General features: G+C 41.6%; 17 protein-coding genes and 1 tRNA gene. 13 read left to right on the plus strand and 5 right to left on the minus strand.

Annotated features, from left to right (window positions below):
* Positions 1-35 precede the first annotated feature (35 nt).
* Complete coding sequence (aroA, locus tag MP3633_RS08675; RefSeq protein WP_176335238.1) at positions 36-1313, minus strand: 3-phosphoshikimate 1-carboxyvinyltransferase; 1278 nt, start codon at positions 1311-1313, stop codon at positions 36-38.
* A gap of 282 nt (positions 1314-1595) precedes the next feature.
* Between aroA and MP3633_RS08680 the strand changes: the two genes are divergently transcribed.
* The 4 genes from MP3633_RS08680 (at position 1596) to MP3633_RS08695 (ending at position 6655) form a co-directional block, all read left to right on the plus strand.
* Entirely contained in the window at positions 1596-2495 is a 900-nt protein-coding gene (locus MP3633_RS08680) for an aldo/keto reductase (RefSeq protein ID WP_176335239.1), read from the plus strand.
* A gap of 183 nt (positions 2496-2678) precedes the next feature.
* Positions 2679-3188 (plus strand): putative pterin-binding protein, encoded by a 510-nt coding sequence (locus tag MP3633_RS08685; RefSeq protein ID WP_176335240.1) that lies wholly within the window; start codon positions 2679-2681, stop codon positions 3186-3188.
* A gap of 7 nt (positions 3189-3195) precedes the next feature.
* The gene (locus MP3633_RS08690; RefSeq protein ID WP_176335241.1) at positions 3196-5580 is read left to right on the plus strand and encodes an ATP-binding protein; all 2385 of its coding nucleotides are present in this window, start codon (positions 3196-3198) and stop codon (positions 5578-5580) included.
* A gap of 19 nt (positions 5581-5599) precedes the next feature.
* The gene (locus MP3633_RS08695) at positions 5600-6655 is read left to right on the plus strand and encodes an HD domain-containing phosphohydrolase (RefSeq protein WP_244959921.1); all 1056 of its coding nucleotides are present in this window, start codon (positions 5600-5602) and stop codon (positions 6653-6655) included.
* Here the strand turns inward: MP3633_RS08695 and MP3633_RS08700 are convergent.
* Positions 6652-7161 carry a YchJ family protein gene (locus MP3633_RS08700; RefSeq protein WP_176335242.1) on the minus strand — a complete coding sequence of 170 codons (510 nt, stop codon included), beginning with the start codon at positions 7159-7161 and terminating at the stop codon, positions 6652-6654. The genes MP3633_RS08695 and MP3633_RS08700 overlap by 4 nt on opposite strands.
* Positions 7162-7241: 80 nt before the next feature.
* Between MP3633_RS08700 and sbcB the strand changes: the two genes are divergently transcribed.
* The 4 genes from sbcB (at position 7242) to pyrC (ending at position 13001) form a co-directional block, all read left to right on the plus strand.
* A complete protein-coding gene (gene sbcB / locus MP3633_RS08705; protein WP_176335243.1) occupies positions 7242-8696 on the plus strand; it encodes an exodeoxyribonuclease I in 1455 nt (484 codons plus the stop codon).
* A 9-nt stretch (positions 8697-8705) separates the two neighbouring features.
* Positions 8706-9740 carry an AI-2E family transporter gene (locus MP3633_RS08710; protein ID WP_112139054.1) on the plus strand — a complete coding sequence of 345 codons (1035 nt, stop codon included), beginning with the start codon at positions 8706-8708 and terminating at the stop codon, positions 9738-9740.
* A 175-nt stretch (positions 9741-9915) separates the two neighbouring features.
* On the plus strand, positions 9916-11805 hold the full coding sequence (locus MP3633_RS08715; RefSeq protein ID WP_176335244.1) for a DEAD/DEAH box helicase: 1890 nt from the start codon (positions 9916-9918) through the stop codon (positions 11803-11805).
* A 164-nt stretch (positions 11806-11969) separates the two neighbouring features.
* Entirely contained in the window at positions 11970-13001 is a 1032-nt protein-coding gene (gene pyrC / locus MP3633_RS08720; RefSeq protein WP_176335245.1) for a dihydroorotase, read from the plus strand.
* A 102-nt stretch (positions 13002-13103) separates the two neighbouring features.
* Here the strand turns inward: pyrC and MP3633_RS08725 are convergent.
* Positions 13104-13188, minus strand: a tRNA-Leu gene (locus MP3633_RS08725).
* Positions 13189-13368: 180 nt separating this feature from the next.
* Here MP3633_RS08725 and MP3633_RS08730 point away from each other — a divergent pair.
* The 5 genes from MP3633_RS08730 (at position 13369) to MP3633_RS08750 (ending at position 18404) form a co-directional block, all read left to right on the plus strand.
* On the plus strand, positions 13369-14100 hold the full coding sequence (locus MP3633_RS08730) for a DUF599 domain-containing protein (protein ID WP_176335246.1): 732 nt from the start codon (positions 13369-13371) through the stop codon (positions 14098-14100).
* A complete protein-coding gene (locus MP3633_RS08735) occupies positions 14090-14794 on the plus strand; it encodes an O-methyltransferase (RefSeq protein WP_176335247.1) in 705 nt (234 codons plus the stop codon). Before MP3633_RS08730 ends, MP3633_RS08735 begins: the two co-directional genes overlap by 11 nt.
* Before the next feature lie 212 nt (positions 14795-15006).
* The gene (gene htpG / locus MP3633_RS08740; protein ID WP_176335248.1) at positions 15007-16935 is read left to right on the plus strand and encodes a molecular chaperone HtpG; all 1929 of its coding nucleotides are present in this window, start codon (positions 15007-15009) and stop codon (positions 16933-16935) included.
* Between the two features lie 176 nt (positions 16936-17111).
* Positions 17112-17951: a DNA ligase gene (locus MP3633_RS08745; RefSeq protein WP_176335249.1), complete on the plus strand. Its 840-nt coding sequence runs from the start codon at positions 17112-17114 to the stop codon at positions 17949-17951.
* 18 nt (positions 17952-17969) lie between these two features.
* Positions 17970-18404, plus strand: coding sequence for an alpha/beta fold hydrolase (locus tag MP3633_RS08750; protein ID WP_244959923.1), 435 nt, complete (start codon positions 17970-17972; stop codon positions 18402-18404).
* Between the two features lie 39 nt (positions 18405-18443).
* Here the strand turns inward: MP3633_RS08750 and MP3633_RS08755 are convergent, their stop codons facing one another.
* Both MP3633_RS08755 and xthA read right to left on the minus strand, forming a co-directional pair.
* Positions 18444-18758: an ArsR/SmtB family transcription factor gene (locus MP3633_RS08755; protein WP_162690167.1), complete on the minus strand. Its 315-nt coding sequence runs from the start codon at positions 18756-18758 to the stop codon at positions 18444-18446.
* Between the two features lie 182 nt (positions 18759-18940).
* On the minus strand, positions 18941-19753 hold the full coding sequence (gene xthA / locus MP3633_RS08760) for an exodeoxyribonuclease III (RefSeq protein WP_176335250.1): 813 nt from the start codon (positions 19751-19753) through the stop codon (positions 18941-18943).
* Positions 19754-19946: the final 193 nt, after the last annotated feature.

A 19946-nucleotide genomic window follows, 5' to 3' on the forward strand; every position in this document is an offset into this window, starting at 1 on the left:
GGCTTTTTTTGTTTGGGAAAGCCAAAGTAAGCTTTTTAGCTGGCGATTGTATTGAATAACTCGAAGTACGTTGGGAAGGTTTTTGAGGTGCAACCCGGATCGTTGATTGTCACTGGCGTATCAGAGAAGGCAACCAATGAGAAACACATGGCGATTCGGTGATCGTTGTACGTATCGATTTCTGCATGCTTCAGTTTTGCAACGGGCGTTACGGTAATGAAGTCTTCACCTTCGATGACATCGGCGCCGAGCTTTTTCAATTCGGTTGCCATAGCGTACAAACGGTCTGTTTCTTTTACGCGCCAGTTATAGATGTTTCGGATAGTGGTTGGACCTTTGGCAAAAAGGGCTGTCGTGGCAATGGTCATGGCCGCATCTGGAATGTGGTTCATGTCTAAGTCGACGCCGTTAAGTTCCTTGTGTTCTGCTTCAATCCACGTTGGGCCGTAGGTGATTTTAGCGCCCATTTTTTCTAGCACTTCTGCAAACTTCACATCGCCTTGCACACTGTCTGTGCCTACCCCGTGAACTTTAATTTTACCACCGGCAATGGCCGCTGCCGCTAGGAAATAAGAGGCTGAAGATGCGTCGCCTTCCACCATGATTTCACCTGGGCTTTGGTAAGTCTGTTGACCTTTGACGACAAACGCTTGGTAATTCTGATTTTCTACTTCAACGCCGAATTGCTTCATTACATGTAATGTAATGTCGATGTATGGCTTAGACACTAATTCACCATCAACTTTGATGGTTAAGTCGTTCTTCGCCAAAGGTGCGCTCATCAAGATAGCCGTCAAGAATTGGCTAGAAATATTGCCTTTGATGGAAACTTCACCGCCAGACAATCCATTGGCTTTAATTCGCAACGGAGGGTAGTTTTTTTCGCCTTCATAAGCAATGTCTACACCTAGCGCTTGTAGTGCATCTACAAGGTCGCCAATTGGACGTTCGTGCATGCGAGGTTCGCCGTGAAGATAGAATTCGCCTTTGCCAAGACAAAGTGCGGCAGTAAGAGGGCGCATGGCGGTGCCAGCATTACCAAGGAATAAATCACCAAAATCTGCCTGAATAGGGCCGTCAAGCCCTTCTAGAATACAGGTTGTTCCATTGTCTTCTAAGTTGTACTTAACGCCCAATTTAGTCAGGCTTTCTAGCATGTGGTGAATGTCGTCGCTGTCTAGTAAGTTGGTAATCTTTGTGGTGCCTTTTGCTAACGTCGCTAAAAGTAGGATGCGGTTAGAAAGGCTTTTGGAACCCGGAATTTGGATCTCTCCATTTGCGTTGGAAAGGGGGCCTAGCGTAATTGAATTCATTATTAAGTCCATCACAGTGGTGTTGTGTTTGTTGTGCGATTGTCGCTGCGAGTAAATTATAAGTGTTCGGTATTGCCCAAAAAGTGTCCGTTTGTATGTGGTCGCGTCGCTCTAATTAAAAGAGGTCTGTCTTGAATGCGAACTAGTATACCTTCGATGATGAGTTGTGTCAGTTGCCTAAGGCAAGGCGTCGTGAGAATGCTGGTTTTTTTTGGCTTGTGTTGTGTGTGTCATCACTTAGAATACCGAGCATTAAAATAATGGTAGGAAAGGAGATAACGCATGAGACATCAATATCACCCCTTGGGTTTCGAAGGTTCGCGCCTAGCACAAGGCTTTTGGCGAATGGAAGAGTGGAACATGACTTCTCAAGAGTCGTTGGGCTTTATCGAGGCCTGTTTAGACCTTGGTGTGACCACGTTCGATCATGCTGATATTTACGGTGATTATCAGTGCGAAACCTTGTTTGGTAATGCGCTAAAGCACAAACCAGCATTGCGCGATAAAATGGAAATCATCACAAAATGTGGGATTTTGCTGCCTTCTAATAGTCGTCCTGATATTAACGTGCATCGTTATAACTATCGTGCAGAGCATATTTTAGCGAGTGTGGATCGATCGTTGGCAAACCTGCAGTGTGAATACATTGATACTTTGTTGCTGCATCGCCCAAGTCCGTTAATGAATGCTGATGAAGTGGCGCAGGCGTTTGATTTGTTGTTCACCCTTGGCAAGGTGAAGCATTTTGGTGTGTCGAACTTTACGACGAATCAGTTTGATTTATTGCAGTCTCGTCTTGATGCGCCACTGATTATTAATCAAGTGGAGTTGTCTCCTTTGGCGTTGCAACATTTTGAAGACGGGACATTGGATCATGTGCAACAACATGCGGTGACACCAATGGCTTGGTCGCCTTTTGCGGGTGGCGACATTTTTTCAGGCACGGATGAAAAAGCCAAGCGTGTTCAAATAGTATTAAAAACAGTCGCAGAGGAAATGGATTGTGCTGTTGATCAGGTTGTTGTTGCTTGGTTATTGCGACACCCTTCCGATATTTGCCCTGTGATGGGGTCTGGGAAAATAGCGCGTTTGGCTGCGGCAGTCGATGCTATGACCATCACATTAAGTGATGACGATTGGTTTCGTATTTGGGTCGCATCTCAAGGGCGCTCAGTGGCGTAATTCAAATTATGCTTGTCGTTTTATTATCCAGTAAAGCCGCTATATAGCGGCTTTTTTGTGTCTATTGTTTTGCCTTTGTTTTCTTTGTGTGTAGAACATGTGTTGTTTCGTAATCAATCGATGAAAATGGTGTGTATATTTCTTCTAATGTCGTAATGTGACGCGCATTTAGAGGTGCATTTGATGAAAACATATTCTGTTGTAATTTTGATATCTTTTGGGTTAACGGTTTTTTCGAGTTTGCAAGCTAAAGAGCTTTCTGTTCCAACTGGTCGAGTGATTTTGACTGTAACGGGCGCAATTTCTAATACAAATACCGCAAATAAAACCGCCGAATTTGACCGTCAAATGCTGATGGATCTTGACGTAATTACTCAGCAAACTGAAACACCTTGGACTGAGGGGATTGACACCTACAAAGGTCCTTTACTGAGATCATTATTGGCGGTAGTTGGTGCAAAATCTGACACTTTATTCGTGCAAGCACTTAATGATTACAATGCATTAGTGCCCGTTCAAGATAGCTATGACTATAACCTCATTCTTGCTATGGAAATGAACGGAAAACCGATGGGTGTAAGAAATAAGGGGCCGCTCTTTCTACTTTATCCATTCAAGGAGTCTCCAGAATTAAACAATGAAGTGATTCATAATCGATCTGTATGGCAGATAAAAGCGATAAACGTCGAGTAGTGTTGTTATGAGTTTCTATTTTTCTTCTAGTTTGAAATGTATAAAAAATAAAAAACTATCACCATTTTTAATTTTAGTGATTGCTGCCGTTATTTTTATGTGTGCAACGATAATGACTTTCACACAGCTTTTTGAACGTCAAAATCTAATTATGTCAGTTGTTGAAGAGGATGCGTTGTGGGCTTCCTATCAACTGGATAGAGAGGCGCTGAAGCTGAGGAACGCACTCGAATTATTAGATGCTAGTTTTAGTGAAGGCCGCCTTAAAGAAGCTAAATTGCGTTTTGATATTTTATATAGCCGTGTCAATATTTTAGAAAAAAGTAAATTGAACGTATTGTTTTATCGAATGCCAAGCTGGAGTGAAAATTTCACATATTTTGATGAGAAATTGAAATATATGGATAGTTTGCTTTTTGTTGAAACAGTAAAATTAAATATTGGTATCTTATTCAAAGAAAGCGATCTTTTGCTGGATAAAACTGAACGTTTGGTTCTTGACGTTTTAGCGTTAAGATCTGCCGAAAAAGTAAAGCACAGAAATGATTCATTAGATTTGTTTATTTACCTTTCTACACTAATCTCACTCTTAGCCATCACTATGGCAATTATTGTGTTTATGCTTTTTAAACAACTTAAGGTAGTTAATGTATCTTATGGAAAATCTATAAAATTAACGAAAGAGCTTGATATAGCCGTTAATTTATCAAAACTTTCTCTTAAAGCAAAATCTGATTTTGTGGCGACAATGAGCCATGAGATTCGCACCCCATTGAACGCTATTGTAGGCTTTAGCTATTTACTAATAGACAGTGATCTTACAGAAAGTGATCGAGATAAGATTAATAAAATTCAAAAAGCAGCGGTTAATTTACTCGGTATTATTAATGGGATTTTGGATTTTTCGAAAATTGAGTCTGGAAAAATAGACCTTGAAGAAAGCTCTTTCAATTTAGATAACATGCTTGAATATGTTTATCAGATTAACGATAGTTCAGCTAAGAATAAAGGTTTAAATTTCACCATATCTCGTGATTTTTCTATGCCCGATTATTTGATTGGTGATCAAGCAAGGCTTCAGCAAATTCTTATTAATTTAGTAAGTAATGCTATCAAGTTTACGCACTCTGGTTCGGTTGCTGTCAGAGTGTATAAAAATGGTGAAAATGAATTTGTAATTGAGGTTAGAGATACAGGGATTGGCATTCGTAATGGTGTTGATATTTTCGATTTTTTCCAGCAGGCGGATAGCAGCACAACAAGGCGTTATGGTGGGACGGGGCTTGGGTTAAGTATTGTCCAAAAATTAGTCGCATTGCTAAAAGGCCATATTTCTTATGAAAGTGAAGAAAATGAAGGCAGCCAATTTTTGGTCGTGCTTCCGTACTGTCCAGATTTGACAATTGCTTCTTATATTTTTGAAAGTGTTGCTTTGATAAGTGAAGATATTTCTGCTTCTAAATTACTGAATGAAATGAATTTTTATAATTACACTGAGTGCAAGTTAGAAAGTATTGTTGGTTGTAATGTGCCGTTTTTAGTGAGTAGGGGTTTTTCCACACGAATAGATGATTTCACAGAAATACAGAAGCGGGTTTTTAAAGAGAGTGCTTTGTTCTTAGATGGGGCTAGTGATTGCACATTTTATTCATCTGGCCTTTTTACACCAACGAATATGGGGGAGAAATTAAAAGTTTTTTCCTCTAATTCGAAAAGCGTTCATATGGTGGATTTTCAAGAATCAAAAAAAATCGATTCTTTTATATTGAAAGGGAAGAAGGTTTTATTGGCCGAAGATAATAGAATTAATGCAGATATAGTGATAGCCATTGTTAATAAAATGGGGGTGTCTGTCGATTGGGTTGAAAATGGACGAGAAGCCTACGAAAAGGCAATAACTAATTCTTATGATCTTATTCTTATGGATATTCATATGCCAGTAATGGATGGGTATAAGGCAAGTGAAAAAATACATTACGCTTTAAATAAGAAGAAGCCACCTATCCTTGTACTAACAGCAGATTCTCTGAATTCAAATGTCGATGATTTTACGAGTTTTTATTTTAATGATGCTTTGTTTAAGCCTTTAGATCCATATTTGTTAATTAAAAAATTAAAGTATTGGATTGAAAGATATAACAAAGATTTGATTGTTGGGCATCCTAATGAAAAAGAAAGCACTTTTAAATTGTTACTTGATTTGGAAGCGTTGAAAGAGATGTTGATTGAAGGTGATTCCTCTTCAAATGTTTATATTAAAAATATCATTGAAAATCACTCGGACTACTCTGGTACTCATTTTCTTATTGAGATACTTAGCGATATTAATAGCTATGACTATAATGATGCACTATTGAAAGTCGAATCATTAAAAAAATATATTTTCATATAAAATTCAAAGGGTAAAGGAATTGCTAATATTAAATGATATGCCAGTAGAGTTGGTTTGCCTGCGTAAGAGTGTTCTTATAGTGGATGATATGCCTGAAAACATTGACTTACTTAAGGATATTTTGTCAGAACATTATCAGGTAAAAATAGCGAAAAGCGGTAAAATAGCGTTGAGTATTATTGATCGTTGTATGCCGGATATTATTTTACTGGACATTATGATGCCTGGTATGAATGGTTTTGAGGTTTGTAAAATATTAAAATCAAACCCGAGAACAGAAGACATTCCGATTATTTTTTTGACGGCAGTTACCGATGCTCAATACGAGCAAGAAGGTTTTAAGGTTGGCGGTGTCGATTTTATTACCAAGCCGATTACGCCACTGACGACATTATCAAGAGTGGCGACGCATTTAAAATTGGCTGAAACTAATCTTCGTAATAAACAACTGGTTGAGCAAAAAACAAAACAGCTCGATAATGCTTTGCAATCTGCAATTGGCATGCTTGGTGAAGTGGGCCATCTTAATGATACCGATACCGGTGTTCATATGTGGCGTATGGCAGATTATAGTGCTGCTTTGGCTAGGGCGGCGGGTTGTGAAGAATCACAAGTTGAACTGTTAAGGCTAGCGGCACCAATGCACGATACTGGAAAAGTAGCCATTCCCCATTCGATTTTAAAGTCTCCTAACAAGCTGACAGAAGAGGAATGGGTGGTAATGCGTCAACATACCGTTCTAGGGCATCAAATTTTAGAGAAAGGTGAGGCTCCGCTGTTTAAGTTAGCGGCTGAAGTCGCACTTGCTCACCATGAAAGGTGGGATGGATCTGGTTATCCGTTTGGGTTATCTGGTAAAGGTATTCCATTATCTGCCCGTATTGTTGCATTAGCAGATGTCTTTGATGCGTTGACAATGAAGCGGTCTTATAAAAAAAGTTGGACAGTAGAAGAGTCATTGGAGCATATACGGAAAGGCGCCAATGCCCACTTTGACCCAGAATTGGTTGAGCATTTTTTGCTTATTGAAGAAGAGCTGCGAGTAATCAAAGATAAATGGGGCGCCGTTAGTTAACTAACCGCGCAACATTTCTTGAATTTTTTACCCGAACCACATAAACATGGATCGTTTCGTCCTGTTTTCATCGCTTCAGAGTTTATTAGGGGGGTGTTTTTTTGTACTTCGTGCTCGCCAGAAATATAGAGCCATTGCCCTTTAACTTTCTTAAAAATAGAGCGTTCACTGAGGCGGCCAATGTGCTTGCCTTCTTTAAAGTGCGCCGAGAATGCCACAACGCCTGCTTTGTCTTTTTCTAGGCCTTCTTCTGTCTCATTAATTTCCAGTTTAATCCATTGGGTGTTTTCGTTGCTGTCTTTTATATCAGCAGAGGATTGATCTGGTGTTTCTTTTATTTTCTGTGTGACAGCGATGTAGTCGAAATCACCGATGGCAAAGGCAGTGTAGCGTGAACGCATTAGTATTTCTGCAGTTGGTGCTGTGCCTGGATTGTTGTGGTACATGCCACAACACATCTCATAAGGGCTTCCTGTTCCACAAGGACAATTAACTGGGACTGGCATTGATCAACTCCTCTCATCGCCAAATACACTTTAAGGTGCGTATAATACCTGTCTTATTTAACGGCTAACAGGAATTATTTGTGACTTCATCGGGCCCCACTTCATTTTTTTGGTTTGATTTTGAAACGACCGGAACGGACCCTGCACGAGATCGTCCAATGCAATTTGCAGGCATTAGGACGGATCTTGATTTTAATCCTATCGGCGAACCAGTTATGTTTTACTGTCGACTGGCTGAAGATGTTCTTCCCCAGCCGGAGGCATGTTTGTTAACGGGTATTAGCCCACAAGATGCAAATAGAGAAGGCTTGTGTGAAGCTGGATTTATGCAAGCCGTAGAAGCTGAACTGTCGTTACCAGGTACTTGTGCGCTTGGTTACAACTCCATTCGTTTCGATGACGAAGTGGTACGACATGGTTTTTATCGTAACTTTATTGATCCATATGCGCGTGAATGGCAAAACGGTTGTTCGCGTTGGGACATGATCGACTTAGTTAGAATGACCTATGCCATGCGGCCAGAAGGCATTGTCTGGCCAAAAGGTGATGATGGTCAGGTTTCTATGAAGCTTGAGCTGTTAACAAAAGCCAATGAAATAGCCCACGAACAAGCTCATGATGCGTTGTCTGACGTGTACGGTACAATTGAAATAGCGAAGTTGATTCGCGCAAAGCAACCTAGGTTGTTCGATTATTTTTTAAAAATGCGCCAAAAACACGAGTTGCAGCAATTCATTGATGTTGCTCGAATGAAGCCTTTTTTGCATATATCGGGGATGTTTGGTCAAGCAAAGCATTATTCTGCTTTTGTTGTACCTGTCGCGCCACACCCCACCAATAAAAATGGTGTAATTGTGTATGACTTAATGGCCGATGCTCAACCTTTGATTGATTTAAGCGTTGAAGAAATACGTCATCGAGTATTTACCCGTAAGGACGAATTGGGAGATCTAGAAAGGTTGCCGTTAAAAGTCATTCATTACAATAAGTCGCCAGCGGTAGCACCAGCGACTTTTCTGAAAGATGCTGAGGTGGTAAAGCGCTTGGCGTTGGATGGAGAAGTGTGTCGTCATAATCTTGCCATCATTAAAGGGCAAGCTGGTCTAGCTGCAAAATTAAGTGATGTCTTTGTTCAGGAAGAGCGTCCAATTTTAAAAGATCCTGATTTAATGTTGTACATAGGTGGTTTTTTCTCGCGTGAAGATAAAACCAGAATGGAAGCCATTCGCTCGACACCGGTGAACAGTTTGGCTGAATTGGCAATGTCGTTTGATGACCGTCGATTGCCTGAAATGTTAATGCGCTATATTGGTCGTAATTACCCAGATCAGTTAAGTGAGTCACAACGAGTTGAGTGGGAAGAATATCGCCAAATTCGTTTGCTTGAAAAAGACGGTGGTGGATCTATTAACATGGAACAATATTTTGACCAACTTAATCACATAGCTCAAACACCTGATCTACCTGCAGCCAAAAAGATTATGCTGCAAGATCTGGCCGACTACGCTCAAAGCATTTACCCGATCGCATTGTAAGGAATTAGAATGAGTGAACAGCATAAAGGAACCCATTGGCTTGTTGGTCTTGCCGCGTTCATTATTATCATCGCCGGATTAAAGGCGGCTTCGCAGATTGTCGTTCCTCTAATGTTGTCTGTGTTCATTGCCATTGTGTGTGCGCCTGCTATGTCGAGCTTGCGCCGCCGCGGTTTACCTACTTGGCTATCTATCTTATTAGTGGTTTTTGTCATATTGATTGGCATTAGTTCATTGGCGTTGCTGGTTGGCGCTTCTTTGGATGAATTTTCCAATCAGCTACCAAATTATAAAAAACGCTTTGCTGAAGAAATGTCCAATGTAATCGCCATGATTAATAACCTAGGACTGAATATTTCGTACGATCAGGTGAAAGGTTATATTGACCCCTCGGCATTGATGCAGATGGTTGCTAACGCGTTAAGAGGGTTGGGTAGTGCGCTGACCAATTTTATTTTGGTGGTGATGATCGTAATTTTTATTCTTTTTGAAGCGGTTGAATTGCCTAAGAAATTGTCTCTGGCAGTGACCGACGCGTCCAATTCTATAGAGTGGTTTGAATCCTTTATTAACTCCGTGAATCGTTACTTGGTGATCAAAACATTGGTGAGCATTTTAACTGGTGTGCTAATAACTATTTGGTTATGGGTGCTGGGTGTCGACTTTCCAATTTTATGGGGTGTTTGTGCTTTTCTTTTGAATTTTGTGCCAAACATTGGCTCGATCATTGCTGCTGTACCAGCAATGTTATTAGCGTTTGTTCAGCTTGGTAGCTTGTCGGCTGGGTTAACTGGTGCTGGCTTCTTAGTGGTTAACTTAATTGTTGGTAACATGATTGAGCCTCGTTATATGGGCAAAGGGTTAGGGCTTTCTACCTTAGTGGTTTTTCTTTCTTTGCTGTTATGGGGTTGGGTGTTTGGTCCAGTTGGCATGTTGCTATCTATTCCGCTTACTATCATTATGAAGTTGGCGTTTGAAGCAAATCCTAAAATGCATTGGTTGGCGATTATGATTGACTCTGCAACAGATGATTCAAAACGCTAATTGAATTTAGAATACACGAAGTCAGTAGGATCTTATTTTGGAGTCTACTGGCTTTTTTTTCTTTTTTCGTATATACTTCGCCATCGGATTTTCGTCCGAAGGATTCTAGGGAATTTTATTAAGGCATGTAAATGATTACAGGCCTTATACTCACCAAAAAAAGGTACTAATTTACATGTCTGATGCTGAAACTCAGCCTACATTTGCTTCGCTGGGCTTAATTGCCCCTGTTCTTAAGGCAGTTGCCGACTTAGGTTATGAACAACCATCTGCTATCCAAGCGGAAAGTATTCCATATTTATTAGAAGGTCGTGATCTTCTAGGGCAAGCGCAAACAGGTACTGGTAAGACAGGAGCGTTCGCGCTTCCTTTGTTATCTCGACTTGATATCGCAGATAAAACGACACAATTACTTGTGTTAGCGCCAACTCGTGAACTTGCTATTCAGGTTGCTGAAGCATTTCAATCGTATGCTCGTCACCTTCCAGATTTCCATGTTTTGCCAATTTACGGCGGCATGTCATACGACACTCAACTTCGTCAGCTTAAGCGTGGCGTTCAAGTTGTTGTTGGTACACCTGGTCGTGTTATGGACCATATTCGTCGTAAAACATTAAAACTAGATGGTCTTAAAGCGCTAGTTCTTGATGAAGCAGATGAAATGTTACGAATGGGATTCATCGATGATGTCGAATGGGTTCTAGAACAAACACCGCCAACTCGCCAAATTGCTTTGTTCTCTGCAACGATGCCTGCTGTGATTCGTCAGGTGGCTAACCGCCATTTAAACAATCCAAAAGAAGTTAAAATCGTTACAAAAACAGCAACAGCGATGACGATTACTCAAAAATACTGGCCAGTAAGTGGTTTGCATAAGCTTGACGCTTTGACTCGTATCCTTGAGATGAACGAACACGATGGCATGATTGTCTTTGTTCGTACAAAAGCGGCAACGGTTGAATTGGCTGAGAAGCTATGTGCCCGTGGCCACGCTTGTGAAGCATTGAATGGTGATATTAGCCAGAATTTACGTGAGCGTACGGTTGATCGTATTAAGAAAGGTCAAATTGACATTCTTGTTGCGACTGACGTTGTGGCGCGTGGTTTAGATGTAGAGCGTGTAAGTCACGTTGTTAACTACGATATTCCATACGATACAGAGTCTTATGTTCACCGTATTGGCCGTACTGGTCGTGCCGGTCGTTCTGGTACAGCAATTTTGTTTGTTGCTCACCGCGAACGCCGTATGTTGCAAGCCATTGAGCGTGCAACACGTCAGCCAATTGAAAGCATGACGTTGCCAACTGCATCAGACATTAATGAACATCGTGTTGCTCGCTTTAAGCAAAGCATCACAGACACAATGGACAACGAAAATCTTGATTTCTTCTTGGACCTTGTACAAAGCTACCAGAAAGAAAACGAAGTTGACCCATTGAAAATGGCGGCGGCTTTGGCTCATATTGCTCAAGGTAAAACGCCATTATTGTTGTCTGAAATGGAAGTTCGTCATGAACGCAAAGAGCGTCGTGATGATCGCGAAAACTCTCGTGGAGATCGAGGTGACCGCGGTGACCGTCCAGATCGTGCACCACGTGAGCGTAAAGTTCGCCCAGTAACCGCTGAAGCTATGCCTTTGAAAGATGACCCAAGCACGTCTATGACACGCTATGTTGTTCAAGTAGGGTACAGTGCAGGTGTTAAACCTGGAAACATTGTTGGCGCGATTGCAAATGAAGCGGAAATTGAAAGCCGTTACATTGGGCATATCGAAATTTATGAAGATTTTGCAACGGTTGATTTACCGACTAACTTGGACTCCGATGTATTGGGTAAGTTAAGCAAAACTCGTATTTGTGGACAGCGTACTGACATTGCTAAGCTAGAAAATGCCGACGAATTGAATAAGCGTGCAGCATCGCCTTCAACTCGCAAGCGTCCTGCTGGTGGCGGTGGTGATCGTCGTCCATCAAATGCCGGTGAGCGCAAGCGTCCTGCTGGCGGTCGTGATCGTGATAATAATCGCGCTGAACGTCGTCCAAGAGCGCCGCGTAAAGACAGTTAATCTGCTTTGCTAGTTGTTGATTTTAAAAAGCCGAATCTTTTATAAAGATTCGGTTTTTTTATGAGCGGTACTCAGAGCGCTTTGACTCTGCTACTTCGGAATAGATTCTGTTAACATACTTTTTCCCTCTCTACCTTCTAATAAATTATCTAAAAAGGCCTGTGATGAACGAAATTACTATAATTAAGCCAGATGATTGGCATTTGCATTTTCGTGATCAAGACATGTTACTTGAGACTGTTCCTGCGACAGCGCGTTGTTTTGAGCGTGCTGTGGTGATGCCAAATTTGGTACCGCCAGTCACCACGGCTGAGTTAGCATTAAGCTACAAAGAGCGGATTTTAGCAGCGCGACCTGCAGGTAGCTCTTTTACGCCGATTATGACGATTTATCTCACCGATAAAACCACGGTTCAAGATATTAAAGACGCTAAGAAAGCAGGGGTGTTAGCTGCAAAAATGTACCCAGCGGGCGCCACAACAAATTCAGACTCAGGCGTAAACTCTCTTGAATCGCTTTATCCAGTGTTTGAAGCGCTAGCAGATAACGGTATGTTGTTGTTAATTCATGGCGAAGTGACTCAGAAACACATTGATATTTTTGATCGTGAAAAAGAATTTATTGATCAGCATATGGTCAAAATTGTTAGTCGAGTACCCAATCTAAAAGTGGTCTTTGAACACATTACAACGAAAGACGCCGCTGACTTTGTTTTGTCTGCGCGTGACGGTGTTGCGGCAACCATTACGCCTCAGCATTTATTGCTAAATCGCAATGATATGTTGGATGGCGGTATGCGTCCTCACAATTATTGTTTGCCTGTGCTCAAGCGTAGCACTCATCAAGAAGCGTTACGTGCCGTAGTAAAGTCTGGCTCTCCGAGGTTTTTCTTGGGAACGGATTCCGCACCACACGCTAAGCATCGTAAAGAGTCTGATTGTGGCTGTGCTGGTTGCTACAGTGCTTGGTCTGCTTTGGAATTGTATACACAAGTGTTTGATGAATTGGATGCATTGGATAAATTAGAAGGCTTTGCGAGTATCTATGGTGCGGATTTTTACGGATTGCCTCGCAATACAGAAACCGTAACCTTGGTTCGTGAATCTTGGGAAGTGCCAGCCAGTATTGTATTGCCAAATGGCGATCCAATCGTACCTTTCTTTGCCGGTAAGCAGGTGGCTTGGAAGTTGAAATAATGCTTAAGTGATAAGAATAATAAACCATTATACAAACCGAATTCAGCAATGGATTCGGTTTTTTTATAGAAGTAACTAAGGGAGGTAAATAAGAAGAGTAAGTGGTGCGGATGGAGAGACTCGAACTCTCACGCCGTGAAGCACTGGAACCTAAATCCAGCGTGTCTACCAATTCCACCACATCCGCATGTCGTGTTGACGGGCTGGATAATACCGATATCTGTGATTGATACAAGTTTTTTTAAGCGATATCTAGATTTATTTTCTTGCTGGGTTTGCTGGATTTTATAAGAGTAAACAGGGACATACGATGTGAAAAATGGTCTAATATCGGCAATATAAACTGTTATTGAAGCAGAGTGTAATTATGGAAAGTCGTTCAGTTTATTTACAATTAAATACCCTTGATATTGCTACTCTTTTTGTTTTTTTTGCCTGTTGGTGGGGCTACGCTGCATATGCTCAATACAACTCTCGGCGCCGTGCTTGTCTAGTGAGTGTATTGCATCAGTTTAGATTGGCATGGATGTCACGCCTATTACGTCGAGATAACCGAATTGCTGATGCGTCTGTGATGGCCAATTTAGAGCGCAGTAGTTTATTTTTTGCATCAAGCAGTTTGCTTATCATTGCGGGTCTTTTTACCGCTTTTAATTACTCAGAAAAAGCATTAGGTATTCTTTCAGACTTTTATCTTCTGTCTCCTATGAGTCAGCAAGAATGGGAGTTGAAAATCATCGTGTTGGTAATCATCTTTGCCTACGCTTTTTTTACCTTTACATGGTCGGTTCGACAATATAATTTTTGCTCTGTGTTGGTTGGAAGTGCGCCTCTGGCGACAGAACGCGGCATTGAAGACAGTGAACGAGAGTTATACGCGATGCACATGGCGCAAATTTGTAGTTTGGCAGCCAATCAATTTAACTACGGTTTGCGCGCATACTATTTTGCGATGGCATTTTGTGGCTGGTTTCTGGGGCCTTATTTCTGTATGGCCGCCAGTGTGATGGTGGTTGCTGTGCTTTATCGTCGAGAGTTTCGTTCTAAAACATTCAAAACATTGAGCCGCGGACTCGTGATGAAATCTCATGCTTCCTAATTTCCCCAAACCTTTGCCAGAAGACGATAAGCCAGTAAATCGAACGGTTAATGTCGATGACCGGCTTTATCAATATTTGGTGGACGTGTCTGTTCGTGAATCTGATGTATTAAAAGCCTTGCGTCGAGAAACGGCGCAATACCATATGGCGCGCATGCAATTGTCGCCAGAAGTTGGGCAGTTTTTGGCTTTGCTTGTTAAATTACAAACGCCGATGAAAATTCTTGAAGTGGGTGTTTTTACCGGCTACAGCACGTTGTCGATGGCCATGGCAATGCCAAAGAATGCGACCTTGGTGGCCATTGAAAAGAAACAGATGTGGTTAGATATCGCGACTCGTTATTTGGAACAAGCTGGTGTAATGGATCGAATAACGACCTATTGTGATCAAGCGCTTCCGGTTATGACGGAGCTTCTAGAAAGCGAGTCAGAGTCTTTCGACTTTATCTTTATCGATGCGGATAAGAAAAACCTATTGGCGTATTATCAGTTAGGAAAACAGTTGTTGCGTCCAGGAGGTTGTCTGTTGATCGACAACACACTTTGGTGGGGCAATGTGGCGGATGACGCTTTTACGGATAAAGACACAAAGATAGTGCGTGAACTTAATAAAACCATTCATCAAGACATGACGGTGGATTTATCGCTTATTCCGATTGGTGACGGACTAACGCTAGTCCGTAAAAAAGCATAATATTTGATCATAAAATAATCCATCGTGTTGCTAGATTCTCTCTGAATACGCCTTACAACCTTTTATCCCTAAAAATATTGTGACTTTTTCCTTCTTTTGATTCACTCGCCTCTTGAAATCGCCGTAATAGGCTTTATTTATGATGCACAAGTGAAAAGAAATACACTTTTGGTTTTTACCGAAGGTTCATTCAAATAGGAGCAAGCTACAACATGGCAACTGATACTCAAAAAGAAACGTTAGGATTTCAAACGGAAGTAAAACAACTACTTCATTTGATGATCCACTCTTTGTACTCCAACAAAGAAATCTTTCTACGAGAGCTGATTTCAAACGCATCGGATGCGGTCGATAAGCTTCGCTTTGAGTCTGTCGCTAACGCAGACCTTCTCGCCGAAGACCCTAATCTACGTGTTCGTATCGAATTCGATAAAGAAACAAATACCGTTGTTATCGATGACAATGGTGTTGGTATGTCTCGTGAAGAAGCCATTACCAATCTTGGCACAATCGCCAAGTCAGGTACCTCTTCTTTTCTTGAGAAACTGAGCGGCGATCAGAAAAAAGACAGTCAACTAATTGGTCAGTTTGGTGTGGGTTTTTATTCATCATTCATCGTAGCGGATAAAGTAACGGTTGAAACTCGTCGAGCTGGTGTTTCCGAAAGTGAAGCGGTACGTTGGGTGTCTGATGGCTCTGGTGAATTTACGATCGAGAACATCGACAAAGAAACTCGCGGTACGCGTATCACGCTTCATCTTAAGACCGACGAAAAAGATTTTGCTGACAACTTCCGTCTTCGCCATCTGGTCACTAAGTATTCTGATCATATTTCCATTCCTGTTGAGATGGAGAAGCCTGTTTACCCAGAAATGGATGAAGAGGGCAATCCTAAACCAGTAGACGAAAGTAAAGCGCCTGAGTTTGAAGCGGTTAACTCTGCAAAAGCCCTTTGGACGCGCCCTCGTAATGAAGTGACAGAAGAAGAGTACCAAGAGTTCTATAAGCACATCTCTCATGATTACCAAGAGCCTTTGAAGTGGTCACACAACAAAGTGGAAGGTAAGTTGGAATACGCAAGCTTGCTTTATATTCCATCCAAAGCGCCTTACGATCTTTGGAATCGCGACATGCAACGCGGCCTGAAGCTGTACGTTCAGCGTGTGTTCATCATGGATGAAGCGGAAGCGTTCCTACCGCCTTACATGCGTTTCGTGAAAGGTGTGGTGGATTCAAATGATCTGTCTTTGAACATCTCGCGTGAAATTTTGCAAAATGACCATGCGGTTGACTCTATGCGTGCTGCATTGACGAAACGTGTATTGGACATGCTGACTAAGATGGCGAAAAACGAACCAGAAGATTATCAAAAATTCTGGGACGAGTTTGGTAATGTCATCAAAGAAGGTCCAGCCGATGACATGGGCAATAAAGACAAAATTGCAGGTCTTTTGCGCTTTAGTTCAACCAATAACGACGCACCAGAACAGACTGTTTCTTTGGCTCAATATATCGAGCGCATGAGTGAAGGTCAGGATAAGGTTTATTACATCTATGCGGAAAGTCACAATACGGCGAAAAACAGCCCGCATTTAGAAATTCTTCGTAAGAAAGGTTTTGAAGTACTACTGCTAAGCGATCGTATCGACGAATGGATGATGTCTTCTTTGCAAGAATTTGAAGGCAAATCTTTCCAAGATGTGACCAAAGGTAAGTTAGATTTAACAGATCAAGATAACGAAGAAGAGAAGAAAGAAAAAGAAGAGAAAGCGGAAAAAATGAAGCCACTTCTTGACCGTATGAAAGCGGTATTGGCTGAAAAAGTAGCTAGTGTAAACTCAACCGCTCGTTTGACTAACTCGCCAGCGTGTTTGGTGGTTGGTGAGAACGACATGGGCATGCAGATGCGTCGTTTGCTTGAGCAAGCGGGTCAGAAGCTTCCTGAATCTAAACCGACCCTTGAGGTGAATCCAGATCACCCGATTGTGGCGAAGATGAATGAAGAATCTGATGAAGAACGTTTTGCTGATATGGCTTGGTTGTTGTTTGAACAAGCTACCTTGTCTGAAGGTGGTCAGCTAGAAGATCCAGCGACGTTTGTGAGCCGTATGAACAAGCTGATCGTTCAGCTGAGTAAATAAGCCACTCACGAAATAGTGTCTTTCTTATAGAATCAAAGCCCATATTTGGTGACAAATATGGGCTTTTTTATACTGGTTGATGAATCAGGTCGGTTAAAATTTGATTCCTTAAATAAAATCGTTTAGCGTAACTCTGTGCTATGGATAGCATTTTATTAATGTCAAAGGAGTGAATAATGTTGTTTAAAAAGTGTTTGGCTGTATGCCTATTGGTATTTCCTGTGTTTTTGTTTGCGTTACCTCAAGTGCAATTAGCAACACGTTTTTCAGAAAGCACTCGTGCAGAGGATTATCTGGTGAGTGAAAAGTACGATGGCATTCGCGCAATTTGGACAGGAGAGGTGCTGATGACGCGTCAGGGAAATCCAATCCATGCCCCTGAGTGGTTTACGGATAAATTGCCTACTGTCTGGCTCGATGGTGAGCTTTGGTCTAAACGCAATGATTTCGAATTTGTCATGTCGACAGTGAGAAAAAATACCCCCGTCGATAGCGAGTGGCGAAACATTCACTATATGATATTCGATGCGCCAGACGCAGAAAAAACCATGACCTTTGCAGAGAGGTCCCAGCGATACACACAGCTCATTCTTGACCTAAACCTTCCTCATGTTATTCCTATCAAGCAATTTACCGTGTCCAGTAATCAAGAGCTTCATCGAGTGTTAGATGACTATGTAAAAAAAGGCGCAGAAGGTTTGATACTGCATCGTAAATTGGCTCGTTTTGAAAGTGGTAGAACTGACAATCTACTTAAATTAAAGCCACACATGGAAGCAGAAGCGAAAGTGATAAAAATCTTAAACGGGTCTGGAAAATACGATGGCATGATGGGTTCTATTCTGGTTGAGATGCCGTCTGGCATTCGTTTCAAAATTGGCAGCGGCTTTTCCGACGATGAGCGACGTACTCCTCCTAAATTAGGCGAATACGTTACTTACAAATATCATGGTTTCACCGAGCGAGGCATCCCAAGGTTTGCAAGCTTTCTACGAATCCGTGATATACAATTTTAGTTTTTAAGAGAGAAGGTTTTGTTAGCAAACGTTTATTGCCTACCCGGTACTATGTGTGATGAACGCCTTTGGCACTATACGCAACAGGCTTTGGGTGAGTCGATATTTTTGAAGCATGTCTCTATTCCTATGGAAGAGACAATAGAAACCATAGTGGATGCTTTGGCAGTAATATTGCCAGAGCATCCTATTAATTTACTTGGCTTTTCTATGGGAGGGTATTTGGCGTGTGCTTTTGCAGTGAAATACCCTGAGCGCGTGAATGGTTTAATAGTCGTGTCTAATACAGCAACGAGTTTATTAGACTCTGAACGGCAGCAGCGAGAAATCGCATTGAATTGGGTTACTAAGCAGGGCTACGGTGGCATTCCAAAGAAAAAAGCCATCATAATGCTAAGTCAGGCCAATAAAGTACGTGAGGAACTTGTTGAGTGTATTCAGTCGGTTGGCTGAATTGATCAAGCATTTTTTTAAAGGTAACTAATATTTATTTTACAGTGTTGGGCAGAAAAGGCGGTGCAATGTTTGGATCAGTTCTTTTACTCTGCTGTCACCTAAGCTGTAAAAAATGGTTTGAGATACTCGTCGAGTGCTGACGAGTCCATCTTTTCTTAATACGGCAAGGTGTTGCGAAAGAGCGGATTGGCTTAAAGGCAGCTTTTCATTCAACGCTGTAACAGACAACTCTTCATCCAGTAAGTGACATAAAATCATCAGACGATTTTCATTGCTTAGGGCCTTCAAAAACACAGCGGCTTGCGATGATTGGCGCAGCATCTCTTCCATTGTAAGTGTTTCGTTTTCCATGATCTTTTCTCGTTTCTAATAGGGTATTGTCGCGCTAAGCTCTATGACAAAAATAAAACCATCCACATTGTCTGTGGATAAATGTGGTAGTAGTTGTGTTTGGTAGCTGTTCTTATCATACAGGGCGGCCATTATATTGTTTTGTACGTTATTTGCACAGCGACCGCCTTAATGACTCTTTGTTAACTTAGATTGAAGCTTGTCCAGATCGGGGCGTGGTCGGAGGGTTTCTCAAGTGCACGCAAATCGTAGTCAACATCCGCTTCATTTAGGTATGGCGTTAAGCCATTCGAAGACAGAATAACGTCGATTCTTAAACCGCGTTTTGGTGTGTCATCAAACCCTTTCGAGCGATAGTCAAACCAGCTAAAGCGATCATTTTTAGTCGGGTTTAATTGGCGATAGGTATCCGTTAGTCCCCAATTTGTTAGCGTACTCAGCCATTCTCTTTCTTCTGGCAGAAAGCTGCATTTTCCCGTTCTTAACCAGCGTTTTGCATTAGGTTCGCCGATACCAATGTCTAAATCCGTTGGCGAGATATTAATATCGCCCATCACAATGATTTTTTCATCTGGTGAATGAGAAGCAAGGTAATCCATTAAATCCGCGTAGAACTTACGCTTTGCTGGAAACTTGGTTTCATGGTCGCGGCTTTCGCCTTGCGGGAAATAACCGTTCAATACTTTGATGGGGCCTTGTGGCGTATCAAAAGTAGCAATAATCATACGACGCTGTGCGTCTTCTTCATCGCCAGGAAAACCGTATTCTACTTTTATGGCTTCTTGCTTACTAAAAATCGCCACACCGTAGTGGGATTTTTGTCCGTAATAATACGCATGATAGCCAACCGATGCCGGAATCTCATGGGGAAAGGCGTCATCGTGAACCTTAATTTCTTGCAAGCCAATTACGTCAGGAGCGTGCTTTTCAACTAACGCTTCTATTTGATGTGGTCGAGCGCGCAAACCGTTGATATTAAAAGAGACAAATTTCATGAGAATCATTCCATAGCGAATTTTCTTAATGATACCCAGTTGCGTTAGAGGCATAAAGGGATTTAGGCATAGATAGATCTATCTCTTAATAAATAAGTCCATTTTTCTTTATAGAGCGAAGGCTTCCTTGGTGATATTTTAGAGACCTAATGCGTAACATTTAATATCTGAATCCAAGTCCTTATTGGTTTCA

The organism is Marinomonas primoryensis (assembly GCF_013372285.1).
GTDB classification, from domain to species: Bacteria; Pseudomonadota; Gammaproteobacteria; order Pseudomonadales; family Marinomonadaceae; genus Marinomonas; species Marinomonas primoryensis.

Coding starts and splice junctions, on each gene's coding strand:
- MP3633_RS08735 (WP_176335247.1), top strand. CDS start 14,090: ATGCTTCCTAATTTCCCCAAACCTTTGCCAGAAGACGATAAGCCAGTA.
- MP3633_RS08715 (WP_176335244.1), top strand. CDS start 9,916: ATGTCTGATGCTGAAACTCAGCCTACATTTGCTTCGCTGGGCTTAATT.
- MP3633_RS08755 (WP_162690167.1), bottom strand. CDS start 18,758: ATGGAAAACGAAACACTTACAATGGAAGAGATGCTGCGCCAATCATCG.
- MP3633_RS08745 (WP_176335249.1), top strand. CDS start 17,112: ATGTTGTTTAAAAAGTGTTTGGCTGTATGCCTATTGGTATTTCCTGTG.
- MP3633_RS08700 (WP_176335242.1), bottom strand. CDS start 7,161: ATGCCAGTCCCAGTTAATTGTCCTTGTGGAACAGGAAGCCCTTATGAG.
- aroA (WP_176335238.1), bottom strand. CDS start 1,313: ATGAATTCAATTACGCTAGGCCCCCTTTCCAACGCAAATGGAGAGATC.
- MP3633_RS08685 (WP_176335240.1), top strand. CDS start 2,679: ATGAAAACATATTCTGTTGTAATTTTGATATCTTTTGGGTTAACGGTT.
- htpG (WP_176335248.1), top strand. CDS start 15,007: ATGGCAACTGATACTCAAAAAGAAACGTTAGGATTTCAAACGGAAGTA.
- MP3633_RS08690 (WP_176335241.1), top strand. CDS start 3,196: ATGAGTTTCTATTTTTCTTCTAGTTTGAAATGTATAAAAAATAAAAAA.
- MP3633_RS08680 (WP_176335239.1), top strand. CDS start 1,596: ATGAGACATCAATATCACCCCTTGGGTTTCGAAGGTTCGCGCCTAGCA.
- xthA (WP_176335250.1), bottom strand. CDS start 19,753: ATGAAATTTGTCTCTTTTAATATCAACGGTTTGCGCGCTCGACCACAT.
- pyrC (WP_176335245.1), top strand. CDS start 11,970: ATGAACGAAATTACTATAATTAAGCCAGATGATTGGCATTTGCATTTT.
- MP3633_RS08710 (WP_112139054.1), top strand. CDS start 8,706: ATGAGTGAACAGCATAAAGGAACCCATTGGCTTGTTGGTCTTGCCGCG.
- MP3633_RS08730 (WP_176335246.1), top strand. CDS start 13,369: ATGGAAAGTCGTTCAGTTTATTTACAATTAAATACCCTTGATATTGCT.